Here is a 13,442-nt window from a genome sequence, read left to right on the forward strand (position 1 = left end):
GAGTAGTTACTGACTTAGCAACTACTCCGCTTCATATATTTCAAAAGTGGGGGAGCACTTATGAAAACTAAATGTCGAACGCTTTTCTTATTTCCTAGTATAAAACAAGGAATTAAACAAGTCAACAATACTTATCAAATTACTAGGTATTATTTTTAAAGATTTTCAGTTACCTTTACCGAATGAGGCAAGCGGATGATGTAGCAACGTTTTACGCATTACCAAATGAGGCCTATCGAATGGGAAAATACGTAAACGCTACAACATTAGCCAATGTCTTTTAGTTATTAGGCTTCTACTTGTTGCTGTATAGCTGTTACTTGTTCAATAGCTTGTTCTAAATCTGCAATAATGTCCTCTACTGCCTCTAAACCGATGGATAAGCGAATGAGCGACTCGGTTACGCCAGTTTGGATTAGCTCCTCAGCTGATAGTTGCTGATGTGTAGTAGATGCTGGATGGATAATTAATGATTTCGCATCCCCTACATTTGCTACGTGCGAGAATAATTTCACACTATCGATTAATTTACGCCCTGCTTCACGCCCACCTTTAATACCAAATGTAAGCACTGATCCGAAGCCATTTCTCAAATACTTTCTAGCTAACTCATGAGTAGGGAAATCTTCTAAGCCATTGTAATTTACATATTCCACAGATGGGTGGTTTCGTAAATATTCAGCTACCGCTAATGCATTTTCATTGTGTTTAGGTATACGCAAATGAAGCGTTTCTAAACCTTGTAATAAATTAAATGCTGCATCTGCACTTAATGTTGGACCAAAGTCGCGTAGTAATTGCACGCGCAGTTTTGTGGCAAATGCAGCCGCTGCTGTGTCAATACCATAACGCAAACCGTGATAAGAAGCATCTGGCTCTGTAAAGCCTGGGAAGCGTCCACGAGTCCAATCAAACTTCCCTGCATCTACAACAACGCCACCTAAAGTTGTACCATGGCCGCCAATCCATTTTGTTGCGGAATGAACAACGATATCTGCACCGAAATCAATTGGTGTAGAGCCATATGGTGAAGCAAATGTGCTATCAATAATTAATGGTAAGCCGTTTTCATGTGCTACATTCGCTACTGCTTCGATGTCTAGCACTTTTAAACTTGGGTTACCGTAAATTTCAGCGAACACCGCTTTTGTTTTATCTGTAATAGCTGCTCGGAAATTTTCTGGATTTGTTTCGTCTACAAAAATTGTTTTAATACCGTAGTTTGGTAGTGTGTTGGCGAATAAATTATAAGTACCTCCGTACAAAGAGCTACCTGCAACAATTTCATCACCTGCCCCTGCTAGATTTAAAATTGAAAATGCAATAGCTGCTGCACCAGATGAAAGTGCTACCGCTGCTGTACCGCCTTCTAATAAAGCGACGCGTTTTTCAAAAACATCTACAGTTGGGTTTGTAATTCGTGTGTAAATATTGCCAGCTTCCTCTAAGGCAAAAAGACGTTGCGCATGAGCAGTGTCTTTAAAAACAAATGCCGTTGAGCGATATACGGGTACTGTACGAGATCCTGTTACCGGGTCTGGCTCTTGGCCACCGTGTAACAGCAATGTTTCTGGTTTAAAATTTGTCATTGTATACCTCCATATGGTTATTTTTTTACGATGGCACCGGAGATGAGGAGGATTTTTTAAGTAGAAAACAAAAACCCTCTTCAGCTAAGAAGAGGGTTGCGGTTGCAAGTTTTCCTCCCCTTATCTGCCAGATCCAAGTAAGAATCTGTAGGAATTAGCACCTTAGCAAGCTCGTCACTTACTGGTTGCCGGGCATCATAGGGCCTATCCCTCCGCCGCTCTTGATAAGAGTATGTGATTCAATTTCCATCGTTGTTACAAAGTATAAACATAGACATTTTCTCTGTCAACACTAAAATTTTATTTTTTCCGAAACTTCTGTCTGCTTCTTTACGTATTACGAACGCATACATTATTTTAACGTTAAATGATTTATTATCAAAACGTGGGGTTGATTTCCGTTCCGACTGGGCGCTTTCCTGGGGGCGTCCAGTCGGAGCGGAAATCAACTTATATACAATGGCACGTTTTAAAATGGCATCCCTAGCTTTTATTGATAAGCCTATTATTTAGAAAGGAGGACTTTTATGTTAAAAGCCATTATCATTTTTCTTCTTGTTGGTTATTTGATTGGCTGCATTCATGGCTCTAAAGTTGCTCAGTTTTTATCTGGGGTAGATTTAAAAAAGACTGGTTTTGGCAATGCAGGTGCCTCTAATGCCACGCTTTCCCTTGGATGGAAATATGGCATATTAGTCGGACTTATCGATATCGGTAAAGGTGTTGCAGCTATAATCGGTGCACATGTCTATCTTGCTGATATAACACAATTAACTGAAGTACAAGTTTGGCTCTTTATCTATATCGTAGCAGCCGGTGTCATTCTAGGTCATAATTTCCCATTTTATATGGGCTTCAATGGCGGCAAAGGAACTGCTTCAATTATCGGGATATTACTCGCGATTGATTGGAAAGTTGGCTTATTTGCACTCATTTTATTTGTTATTTTTTCTTTCGTGACGAGCTTTTTAATTGTCGGTGTACTTGAATTTTATCTCGTTTTTTGTACTGCCACATATTTATGGATTCCTGGGGTCGGCCCAACGTTTATAGCCTTATTTCTTTTTAGTATAGCCATCATTTTGCATATCGAAAATATTAAACGATTGATGCTAGGAACTGAGCCTAAAGTTACCTCTGCATTCAAGAAGAAAAACTAATATCTTTTGGATATTTTTGTCTTTTCTGTGGCCGCTTATTTTCTCGTAACTGCCCATTATCGCTATAACTAGAGCGCATTTGAACACACTAGCTTTTTTTACAATAAATAGACAATTTACTTTCTTAATAAAGCATTTTACTAGTCGATGTTATAGAAAATGCTAGAAAGGATGAGAAAGTATGTCTACTTCTGAACAAGCAAAACCGAAACGTAATTTAAAGCCACTCTGGATTGCATTAGCGTTCGCATCCCTAATCATCATAACTTTTTTACCGAACAATGGCGATTTACCTGTAGCTGGACAACGGGCTTTGGCTATTTTAGCTTTCGCGGTCATCCTATGGGTTACAGAAGCAGTATCCTATCCCGTTAGCTCTGCCATGATTATTGCTCTAGTTACAGTTTTACTAGGATTAGCTCCGTCAATGGAAGATCCAACGAGAGAGCTAGGAACATCAGATGCTTTAAAATTAGCATTAAGCGGATTTAGTAATTCAGCAGTTGCACTAGTAGCCGCAGCTCTTTTCTTAGCGGCAGCCATGCAAATTACCAATTTACATAAACGTCTTGCACTATGGATTCTTTCACTAGTAGGGACAAAAACGAAAGCCATTGTCTTCGGTGCTATTTTAGTATCTATTGCACTCGCATTCTTCGTCCCTTCTGCTACTGCACGTGCAGGCGCAGTTGTACCAATTCTACTCGGAATGGTAGCGGCATTTGGTTTACCACGTGATAGTCGACTTGCTGCTTTACTTGTCATTACCTCTGTGCAAGCTGTCTCCATTTGGAATATCGGTATTAAAACGGCAGCAGCTCAAAATATGGTCGCTTTAAATTTCATTAAAGAACAATTTGGTGTGGATATTTCATGGGGTGCTTGGTTGCTTTACGCGGCTCCCTTCTCCATCATCATGTCAGTAGCTCTATTTTTCATTATGATTACACTAATTAAGCCTGAAACAAGCAATATCGAAGGTGGCCGAGAAGTAATCAAAAAACAACTAGCGGAACTTGGCCCACTAAAAGCTCCCGAAATTCGATTAATCATAACATCTGTCGTTTTACTATTTTTCTGGGCTGCTGAGGGCAAACTCCACCCATTCGATACGACAACGGTTACAATCGTTGCAATCGCCATTTTATTAATGCCCAAAATCGGGGTCTATACGTGGAAGCAAGTTGAACCGCATATTCCTTGGGGTACAATTATCGTCTTTGCAGTAGGAATTATGTTAGGAACCGTCTTGCTTAATACTAAAGGTGCATCTTGGTTATCTGATAAAGTATTCGGTTCACTCGGTTTAGATTCTATGCCAATTCTTGCAACCATTGCCCTTGTCACTTTATTCAATATTCTTATTCACTTAGGCTTTGCGAGCGCAACAAGCTTAGCATCTGCGCTAATACCAGTATTTATCGTTTTAGCTTCAACATTAACGACTAATGTCGATCAGGTTGGTTTCGTTATCGTGCAACAATTCGTTATTAGCTTCGGCTTCCTCTTACCTATTAGTGCACCGCAAAATATGCTTGCCTATGGTACAGGAGCCTTTACAACAAAGGATTTCTTAAAGTCTGGTATTCCATTAACGATCATCGGATACATCCTAGTTCTTCTATTCTCCGCAACATACTGGAAATGGATTGGATTATTGTAAAAAGAAGCTTTGGAACTTTGTTTTCTTCGGGCGCAGATCATTTCGGGGATTACCTGTTCACTTTGAAGCCTACCCGATCACTTCGTAGGCCTCCCCCGTCTATTCCACAGATACCCGAACTTTTGGGATTATGTTATTAACAATGAAAAGCCTTGAAGGAACAAATAAACTGTCCTTCAAGGCTTTTTCAATTTATTATTTCGATAAAGCTGGGTTCTTCATCGTGCCATTTTTTTCGAAATTCACATGCCATGAGAGCGCTTTTTCTAAAACATGTGGCGTATGATGTCCACCTGTTGCTTCATTGGCATCATTAAAATACTTCCATAGCTGCTCACGATATTCCGGGTGTGCACAGTTATCGATAATGAGTCCAACCCTCTCTCTTGGAGCAAGCCCACGTAAGTCTGCTACTCCCTGCTCTGTTACGATGACGTCTACATCATGCTCTGTATGGTCTACATGCGACACCATTGGAACGATACTAGAAATATTTCCGCCTTTTGCATAAGATTTTGTGACAAAAATACCTAATCGCGCATTACGCGCAAAGTCTCCAGAACCGCCGATTCCATTCATCATTTTTGTGCCAGAAACATGTGTAGAATTCACATTCCCGTAAATATCTACTTCTAATGCCGTATTAACAGAAATCAACCCGAGTCGGCGAATAATTTCTGGTTGGTTAGAAATCTCTTGCGGACGTAATACTAGTTTATCTGTATATTTTTCAAAATTACCATAAACTCTATTTCCAACTGCCTCGGAAAGTGTAATTGAAGTAGCAGATGCGAAGTTTACCTTTCCGGCATCAATTAATTCGAATACCGCGTCTTGCAATACTTCTGAATATACTTCTAAGTTCTCAAACTCAGAATCTTTAAAACCTAATAAAACGGCATTTGCTACTGAGCCTACACCCGATTGAATAGGCCTTAAGCTTGTTGTTAAACGCCCTACTTTAATTTCTTCACGTAGGAAATTTAATAAATGATTAGCCATAATATCTGTCTCTTCATCCGCAGGGACAATCGTTGATGGCGCATCTAAAATATCTGAAATTACAATGCCTTTTACTTTATTTAAATCTAGTGGTATACCAATTGTGCCAAGCCGATCGGATACATTTTGCAATGGAATTGGATCACGTTGCCCCTGTAGTCCTGGTACAAAAATATCATGGACACCTTCTAATTCATCAAGCTGAGCTACGTTCAACTCAATAATTATTTGGTCTGCCTCTTGCACAAAAATCGGAGAGTTACCAACTGAAGTTGTAGGAATTAGTAAGCCGTCTTCTGTAATAGCAGCTGCTTCAATAATCGCAAAGTCAATGGGACCGATAATACCTTGACGTACTAGCTCCGCATTATGTGATAGATGCGCATCAACGAATGTGATGTCACCACTGTTGATTTTGTTACGAATGCCGGCATCTGCTTGGAAAGGTCCACGTTTACGAATAACGCCAGCTTCTGCTAAGTATTGGTCGACTTCTGGGCCTAGTGATGCACCTGTATATACATCTACCCTGAAGTTTTCCTTTTTAGCTTTTTCCACAAGCGCAAGCGGTACCACTTTTACATCACCAGCACGAGTAAATCCACTCATCCCAAGTACCATACCATCCTTAATCCAAGACGCTGCTTCATCTGCTGATACTACCTTGCTCCGTAGCTGTTCATTACGAAGCTTTTTCGCCAACTTTTCTTCCATCCCCTATTCCTCCATCCGACTTTATTTTGTTCAACTAGATTATCCGGTTTACTCATTTTGGTATAGTCATCCATTTATTAGAAATCCAACCAAATGAACCGCCCACACATAATTCTAAACTATTCAGAATTTTTAATCTATAACTAACAAAATATTTTATTTTACGAGAAATTTTATGCACCTGCAAATTATTTAAAAATAATTTCAACATGGAAAAAATTCGATTTTGACGAAAAAGCGTGATATGCTCTTGATATATAAAAGGGAAAAGGGGATTTTTTTGATGGTTAAAGAATTATTACGCAACCACTCTTCGGTTCGTATTTATGATGGAAATCCGATTTCGAAGGAAATTATTGAAGAATTAATTGCTACTGCACAAATGGCTGCTACATCACATTTTGTACAAGCTTATAGTGTTATTTGGATCACTGATGAGGAGAAAAAAGAAAAACTAGGGTTACTCTCTGGTAATCCTCGTCAATACGAAACTTCAGGCGGTGCCTTTGTCTTTTGTGTAGATTTCAAACGTCTTCAATCAGCAGGCAAATTAGAAGGTGTAGACATCGTCGCTGATTCCGCAGAAAATGTACTTGTTGGAGTGGCCGATGTATCATTATTCGCGCAAAACTTCGTTGTGGCTGCTGAATCTATGGGATATGGAATTTGTTACATCGGTGGAGTGCGTAATAAGCTAGAGGAAATAAGCGAATTATTCCATCTACCTGACTATGTTTTCCCACTATTCGGCTTAACAATCGGGGTTCCTGCACGTCGCAATGAAGTAAAACCTCGTTTACCTGTTGCAGCAGTATTACATGAAAATGAATACAATACAGAAAAATATGAGGAGCTTTTACCAGCGTACAACGACACAATGGAAGCATACTATAATAATCGCTCATCCAATCGAAAAATTGATAACTGGACAAAGCAAATGGCTGATTTCTTAATCGAACAGCGCCGTCCTCATATTAAAGATTTCTTAGCGAAAAAGGGTTTTAATTGGAAATAACTTCATCAACAAGCTATGTGGGGTTACTATCGTATTGATAGTAACTCCACTTCTTTTATATTCTTTTCTTTGGCTTCTAAACGCAACGATAAGTTAAAGGGATTAAATCCATTAACTTTTAGACGTTTTTTATGATTACGGTATCTCCTTGTAGCTCAATTCTTTATTAGGCATTTATGTTAATATGACTATAAAGATTGTGAAGAACGACGCAGAAAGTTAGGATTTCCTGTATACAAAGAACTTTTAATATAAATAAATCGAAGGGAACTTGAATTATGATTAGATTATTTTTAGAATTAATTCGGATAATTGTAATTTTCTTAGTTCTGGGTAGTATGATGGGGGCTTTGGTGAAATTAATCTATGCGAATTTAGGGATAAATGTAGATAATACCAATGGTGGCTGGTTAGTTGGTATTTCAATTTATATTTTATTTTTTGTGTTATATAGAAATAAATTTCAATTTTCCGGATTTTATAAAGGGCCAGGAAAAGAAAAGCTTCCAAAAGAAGTTAGTAATTCTCTGATTTTATGTTCGATTCTAATGCTATTTATAGCTCCGTTCTTCAACTAAGGTTGTGCTTTAATTGGACAAGCTACAAAAGCCTTTGGAGATATACAGTGGTATGTCACATCCGTATGAACAATTTTAGGGCACACCCTATGGAAAGCTAATAATAAAGGATTAGATGACCTTGCAGAGAATACATAGTCGGTTGATAAATGAGTCAGTAGAGAAAGATAAGTGAATGTGCTTGTTGGACTAACGTGTGTGTTAATTAAAGATCATTGAGTTGCATATGCAGCTCTTTTTTTCTTAATTGAACTAACGGTACAGGTTCGGTCCATAATATGGAATAATGAAGTTTGTCATTATTTTAATGTGTAGTAGACCTAGTAACTACATTTTTTTCCTCCTATTTACTTGGAATGAATTTTTTTATTTTTTAAACAAAGAGGAGAGTCAATATGGAAATAGTATATTTTGCAGGTGGATGTTTATGGGGAGTACAAGCTTTTATAAAAACTTTACCTGGAGTTAAGTTTACGGAAGCAGGAAGGGCTAATGGAACAAGTCATACACTTGAGGGTGATTATGATGGGTACGCCGAATGTGTAAAAACAGAATTTGATCCGACAATTGTAACAATCAGAGAGTTAATGGGGTATTTCTTTGAAATCATTGATCCATACAGTTTGAATAAACAAGGACAGGATGTTGGCATGAAATACAGAACAGGAGTATATAGTGAAAAGTTTGAACACTTAAAAGAAGCGAAGGCGTTTCTTAGTGAGAGAAATGATTACAACCTTATAGTTGTTGAAGTATTACCTCTTACAAACTATATGAGAAGTGCAGAAGAACATCAAGATAGGTTAGCTAGATGTCCAAATGATTATTGTCATATTCCAGAAGAAATATTAAATAGGTATAAGTAAGTGAGATTATTAAAAGATGGTTTATGGGATTTAATCATTTTCAACGATTGGGCGCGATTGTTTAATAAGCGTCACTGTTCTTCTTAAATTAACGGTGGCTTTACTTAAAGATGGGATTCCATAGAGCTTCCATCTTTTTCTTCTTCAACTAAAGGTGCAGTTTAGTGAAATAAGAACATCGAAATCAATACTATGGATAGGAAAAAATCGTTAACACTTCATAAAGTTGCTATAGGTAGTTTTTTTAAAATAGTATTATTGAATTAAGTGTTTATTATGGAGGATTAATGAAATTATTATGAAGATAAATTATGAACAATTATATCAATTCGAAGACCCAATTAATAAAGCTTTTAGGGTTGGAAGCATAGAGGAAAAAGATACTAAAAACTCACTTCATTTATTAAGGGGAGAATTTAAACCCGACAGTATAATTCCTTTCCGGTATTATATGGGTAATTCTAAACCTTCAAGCATTATATGGTCTGGAATGTTTGATGTAATTATTAAAAAGAGCGTTGCAGAAATACTAAAGGAAAATGGGATTACAGGTTACAGATTATATGAAGTTATAGTTTACGGGAAGGCAATGGAAAAATACGATAATTATTATGGTTTAAGTATTACTGGGCGCTGTAATACTAAAGATTATTATAGAAGTAAGTTAGTTTATTTAGGATCAGCTAATGTTCCGTATCTTAAAGGTGTATATTTTGTAAACGATTATTGGGATGGTAGTGATTTCTTTGTTGAAGAACCTGATGAAAAAGGAAACTTCACTGCGAGAATTTATGTAAGCCAGAAAGTAGTAAGCTTGTTTAAGAAGTACAAAGTACAAAATATAAAATTTGAGAAATTAAGTGAAAGCACAAGCATGTTAAGATCTATTCAAATCGGAAAACAATATAAGTTACCACCAGAGTTAAGAAATATGAAGTAGTGCTTAATAATTGTATGCTGATCCTGTAAAAACTTATCAAACATTACAAAGTAATCTCTTTGATACAGGTTGTTATAACCGATTTCTCGTTATCCTACTAACCAAAAAATATTCCTATAATGAATGAAAATAAGATTTGTTCTATCTTAATACATAGAATAAACGAACTTTAAACTAGCTAATTGGGAGCTTTATTTCAATACGAGGTAGAGCCATTTCTTATTGAACTAACGGTGCAGGTTAGTTTAAGAAGACAATCCTGTACTATTTATATAAAATTAAAATAAAAACGAATCGGGGATAACGACTTGGAACTTGAATATTTTAGATTTAATGAAAAACCAATTAAAGCAATCCAACTTATGAAACTTTATAAAGATGCAGGTTGGTGGAAGGAAAGAAAAGAACAAGATATTGAAGAAATGTTAAAAAGGGAAATTTCAATTGGTGTATGGAAAGATGGTACTCTTATTGGGTTTGCAAGGGCTGTAACGGACGGAAATTTTAGGGCTTATATAGAAGACGTTGTTATACATCAAGCATATCAAAAGTCAGGCATTGGAAAGAATCTTGTATCAAAATTGTTAGACGAACTATCTCATATTGATGTTATTAGCTTGTTTTGTGAAGAACATTTAATTCCATTTTACAAAAAAAACAACTTTAAATACAGTAAATCACAATTTGTATTACATAGAAAATGATAACATCTTATAAAGCTAACGGGGGCTTTAGTCAAGTGGGAGCAAAGTCTTTTAAGACATTGCCCCTTTTACATTTAAAAGTACTTCTGATAATATTCTTTCCTTAGCCTCCCGCTTAATTGAGCGTAGATCCTAGTTGTTTCGCTTTTCTCATGCCCCATAAGACTTTGTATGACTTCTATGGGAGCTCCATTGTTCAACAAATGTGTTGCATAGCTGTGTCTAAGTTGGTGTGGATGAATTTCTTTATTGATTTCAGCACGATTTGATATCCGCTTGATGATGTATCGCATCTGGGCAACACTCATTTTATGTGGCTGCCTTACTGTCACAAAGATGGCAGGATTATTGTCAGTGCGGCTTTCGATATAACGTCTAAGCCATATGTCACAACGCGTATTAAAATAAACCTCCCTTTCCTTATCACCTTTTCCTCTAACGATTGCGGATTGATTGGACCAATTAATATGGTTCTTTTCTAAGGCAACTATTTCTCCAATTCGGCAACCAGTAGAAAACATGAATTCGAAAATAGCTTTTTCCATTGCGGAATGACAGGATTCACGAAGGTGTTCAATCTCCCGTTCGGTTAAATACTTGGGTATCCGCTTCCCTACTTTCGGTTCTTTAATTTTGGAAGTTGGATTCTTAATCAGGTATCCTTCTTCATGAGACCAACGAAAAAATGATTTCATAAAGCGGATACGGTGTGCAAGACTGGCTGGTTTTAAGTGCTTGCCGGATATAGCAAGGTATTCCTTCAGTTGATTGGTGTCAAGCAATTCCATCTCTATATCCTTAAAATAACCAATTAATAGAAAAGCCTGTAACCGGTAGGCCTTCAGCGTTTGTGGCGAAAAGCCCTCTATTCGTTTATCTGCTTCAAACAAAGTCCATGCTTTTGACAGTAACAATTCCATTCCCCCTAAAATAGTAATATAAAAGGGATTATTGCCAACTTAATAGAATTCTAGACATAGGAGTGATTGTACTAACGGCGCAGGTTAGTTGAACAAAGTCAGTATAAATTACGTAATTATTCTGGTGGATATTTATATGTTTTTAAGTGCGTGTGATTTATTAATTTAACCTCTGGTCCAAAAGAAACTTCATACGTCATTCGGTCCTTCCCTACTGGAATCCACTGTCCGCCATCAGTAGGTTCAATTTCAAATGTAATTTGCAAAATAAAGCGACGGAAACTATTTACTCTTCTAGTTTCAATAACTTCAATTTTCCATGGTGTGACATGAGGTGAAAAATCCTTTAAAATCTTAGGATAATAATAGCTATTTAAATCTTTTTCTATATAAGGAGTAAGCATTAACATAAGCATATCTTGTAATCTAAGCTGGTTAGAGTCTTGAGTTGGTTCAGATGATGAAACGGTTGTTGTTTGAAAAGATATAATTAGAACAAGGGAGAGTGTAAAAACGAGTAATATCCTTTTCATTTTCCTGAATACACCTCTTTACAGTCTTTAATTAATTGTATTATCTCCTTTATTGAATAAAGTATGTATTTATTGAATTGAGTTGTTCTTTTTTCTTTATTGAACTAAGGAGCAGGATAGTTGAAGAGTGTTGTTTAAATTGTGTTTAACAATCGGGCATATTGAGAGTGACAAGAAAACAGAATGAGTGATGCAAGGAATAAATGTTATTTACACTTTGCTGAGGGGGTACTTATGAAAATTCACTATTATTTAGGTTGGTTTGATAATTTTTTTCCAGAAGATCTGGGTAGGGTGTTACAGGAGGATATAACTGATAGAAAATCGCTGGCTATGATTAGCTCGAATCCTTCTATTTATGAAGATGATGGCGCTACTGAACGCTCGTGGCTCGATCAGGCTGGTATTATGTTTGATGAGTATCATTTAATTAATTACCGCGTACAGAAGGAAGATGCCCAAACGATAATTCAAAATGCTTCCGTCATTTTCTTGTTGGGTGGTAATATTCTTAATCAAAATGGTTTTTTGATGGAATATGAATTATCGGATTCGATAAAAAAAAGCAGCGCCGTTGTGGTGGGAGCAAGCGCTGGAGCAATCAACATGTCCGCTAAATGGTTATGCTCGAAAAACTTTGGAGATGAAATTGAAATGAGCTCTGTTTACGACGGAATCGGTCTTGACAATTTTTCCGTCCGGTCTCATTTTGACCTTGAAAATAACATTGCACTGGTTCAAAGCGAACTATCTCCCCTATCGGAAGAAATAAATATTTATGCGTCGAACAAAGATTGCGCTGTACGTGTAAAAGGAGACAAAATCGACGTTTTTGGCAATGTTTATTTAATTTCCAACTCAAAGATTCAGAAATTGGATGAAACGCTCTAGTTGTAGCAAAACGCTATGGCTTAATTGAATTAATTTCTTTATGCACCGTCTCTATTTTAAATTAAGTGAAGGAGAACTGGCGCGAGTGTTGAATATGCGTCTATTTTTTCTACTTCAACTAACGGGGTTCTTTACTTGAAGAACATTGAGCTGTTTTGGACAGCTCTTTTTTCTTATTGTACTAACGGGCCATTTAGCTCAATAAATAGTAAGAAATTCCGTAGGTTTCAAATGGTAAAATTAATTAAAATTGGAACCAATATTTATTTCGTTCGTTCTTATAGTAAGTGCAGAAATTAAAGAGGAGGTGGTAAACATTGCTCAGTAAAAAAGGGATATTATCAACATTATTTTCAGTAGTAGGACTTATTTGTGTTGCATGTTTTTATTACTTTCAACTTAATACTGCTTGGCTATTCTTCGTTGGAGTTATTATGTTCGTCATAGGAGTAATATTTAGTGTTCAGAGCTTTAAAAAAAGGGAAAAAGGATTTTGGAAGTATTCTCCTATTATTGTTTTTGGGATTTATGTCATTGGCGTTTCATTGTCAATCTTACTACTTGTGTTTATGGGCGAAAGTTGAACTACTCTCATGGAGTCTTCTGTCGGAAAATGATAAAAGGTTATATTATTTTTAAAGTTTTCCGCTTAAACTAACGGGTGACTTGTAAAATTAATAAATAAACTTTTTTCAAAACCAACAGATCTTCAGGTCCTACACCTTTGTCAACTAGCGCTCAACTAAAAATCGCAAAAAAAAGCCGAGGAATAAATCCTCGACTTTTCTAGGTGCCTAGCGACGTCCTACTCTCACAGGGGGAAGCCCCCAACTACCATCGGCGCTAAAGAGCTTAACTTCCGTGTTC

General features: G+C 36.7%; 14 protein-coding genes, 1 rRNA gene and 1 riboswitch. Of the genes, 10 read left to right on the top strand and 5 right to left on the bottom strand.

Translation table 11 applies throughout. The features are described 5' to 3' along the window. Nucleotides 1-287: 287 nt before the first annotated feature. On the bottom strand, nt 288-1,589 hold the full coding sequence (locus tag ACFTQ7_RS21695) for an O-acetylhomoserine aminocarboxypropyltransferase/cysteine synthase family protein (protein WP_386831025.1): 1,302 nt from the start codon (nt 1,587-1,589) through the stop codon (nt 288-290). A gap of 117 nt (nt 1,590-1,706) precedes the next feature. After that, a riboswitch (SAM riboswitch) is annotated at nt 1,707-1,820 on the bottom strand. 3 nt (nt 1,821-1,823) lie between these two features. Here ACFTQ7_RS21695 and ACFTQ7_RS21700 point away from each other — a divergent pair. The 3 genes from ACFTQ7_RS21700 to ACFTQ7_RS21710 all read left to right on the top strand — a co-directional run bounded on the left by ACFTQ7_RS21700 (nt 1,824) and on the right by ACFTQ7_RS21710 (nt 4,412). After that, entirely contained in the window at nt 1,824-2,102 is a 279-nt protein-coding gene (locus tag ACFTQ7_RS21700) for a hypothetical protein (RefSeq protein WP_386831027.1), read from the top strand. A 14-nt stretch (nt 2,103-2,116) separates the two neighbouring features. Beyond that, nucleotides 2,117-2,749: a glycerol-3-phosphate acyltransferase gene (locus tag ACFTQ7_RS21705; protein ID WP_386831029.1), complete on the top strand. Its 633-nt coding sequence runs from the start codon at nt 2,117-2,119 to the stop codon at nt 2,747-2,749. Nucleotides 2,750-2,930: 181 nt separating this feature from the next. Beyond that, nucleotides 2,931-4,412, top strand: coding sequence for a DASS family sodium-coupled anion symporter (locus tag ACFTQ7_RS21710; protein ID WP_349662256.1), 1,482 nt, complete (start codon nt 2,931-2,933; stop codon nt 4,410-4,412). Nucleotides 4,413-4,607: 195 nt separating this feature from the next. Here the strand turns inward: ACFTQ7_RS21710 and scpC are convergent, their stop codons facing one another. After that, nucleotides 4,608-6,128 carry a succinyl-CoA:acetate CoA-transferase ScpC gene (gene scpC / locus ACFTQ7_RS21715; RefSeq protein WP_386831032.1) on the bottom strand — a complete coding sequence of 507 codons (1,521 nt, stop codon included), beginning with the start codon at nt 6,126-6,128 and terminating at the stop codon, nt 4,608-4,610. Between the two features lie 283 nt (nt 6,129-6,411). Here scpC and chrR point away from each other — a divergent pair, with 283 nt between their 5' ends. The 5 genes from chrR (at nt 6,412) to ACFTQ7_RS21740 (ending at nt 10,231) form a co-directional block, all read left to right on the top strand. Next, nucleotides 6,412-7,143, top strand: a complete 732-nt coding sequence (gene chrR / locus ACFTQ7_RS21720) for a class II chromate reductase ChrR (RefSeq protein ID WP_386831034.1) — start codon at nt 6,412-6,414, stop codon at nt 7,141-7,143. A 278-nt stretch (nt 7,144-7,421) separates the two neighbouring features. After that, the gene (locus ACFTQ7_RS21725; protein ID WP_386831036.1) at nt 7,422-7,721 is read left to right on the top strand and encodes a hypothetical protein; all 300 of its coding nucleotides are present in this window, start codon (nt 7,422-7,424) and stop codon (nt 7,719-7,721) included. A gap of 395 nt (nt 7,722-8,116) precedes the next feature. Then, a complete protein-coding gene (locus ACFTQ7_RS21730; RefSeq protein WP_386831038.1) occupies nt 8,117-8,587 on the top strand; it encodes a peptide-methionine (S)-S-oxide reductase in 471 nt (156 codons plus the stop codon). Nucleotides 8,588-8,885: 298 nt separating this feature from the next. Next, complete coding sequence (locus ACFTQ7_RS21735) at nt 8,886-9,527, top strand: hypothetical protein (protein ID WP_386831040.1); 642 nt, start codon at nt 8,886-8,888, stop codon at nt 9,525-9,527. A gap of 362 nt (nt 9,528-9,889) precedes the next feature. Further along, a complete protein-coding gene (locus tag ACFTQ7_RS21740) occupies nt 9,890-10,231 on the top strand; it encodes a GNAT family N-acetyltransferase (RefSeq protein ID WP_386831049.1) in 342 nt (113 codons plus the stop codon). Nucleotides 10,232-10,305: 74 nt separating this feature from the next. Here the strand turns inward: ACFTQ7_RS21740 and xerA are convergent, their stop codons facing one another. After that, nucleotides 10,306-11,145: a site-specific tyrosine recombinase/integron integrase gene (gene xerA, locus ACFTQ7_RS21745; RefSeq protein ID WP_386831042.1), complete on the bottom strand. Its 840-nt coding sequence runs from the start codon at nt 11,143-11,145 to the stop codon at nt 10,306-10,308. 122 nt (nt 11,146-11,267) lie between these two features. Further along, complete coding sequence (locus ACFTQ7_RS21750; RefSeq protein WP_386831044.1) at nt 11,268-11,684, bottom strand: DUF3888 domain-containing protein; 417 nt, start codon at nt 11,682-11,684, stop codon at nt 11,268-11,270. Nucleotides 11,685-11,918: 234 nt separating this feature from the next. Here ACFTQ7_RS21750 and ACFTQ7_RS21755 point away from each other — a divergent pair, with 234 nt between their 5' ends. Beyond that, nucleotides 11,919-12,575 carry a Type 1 glutamine amidotransferase-like domain-containing protein gene (locus tag ACFTQ7_RS21755; RefSeq protein WP_386831046.1) on the top strand — a complete coding sequence of 219 codons (657 nt, stop codon included), beginning with the start codon at nt 11,919-11,921 and terminating at the stop codon, nt 12,573-12,575. A 317-nt stretch (nt 12,576-12,892) separates the two neighbouring features. Continuing rightward, complete coding sequence (locus ACFTQ7_RS21760) at nt 12,893-13,159, top strand: hypothetical protein (protein WP_349662261.1); 267 nt, start codon at nt 12,893-12,895, stop codon at nt 13,157-13,159. Between the two features lie 208 nt (nt 13,160-13,367). Here the strand turns inward: ACFTQ7_RS21760 and rrf are convergent. Further along, nucleotides 13,368-13,442: ribosomal RNA gene (rrf, locus tag ACFTQ7_RS24895) — 5S ribosomal RNA — on the bottom strand; the annotation flags it as partial.

Origin of the sequence: Lysinibacillus sp. NPDC056959, from assembly GCF_042674095.1 — a bacterium.
In the GTDB taxonomy this organism is placed as follows: domain Bacteria; phylum Bacillota; class Bacilli; order Bacillales_A; family Planococcaceae; genus Lysinibacillus; species Lysinibacillus zambalensis.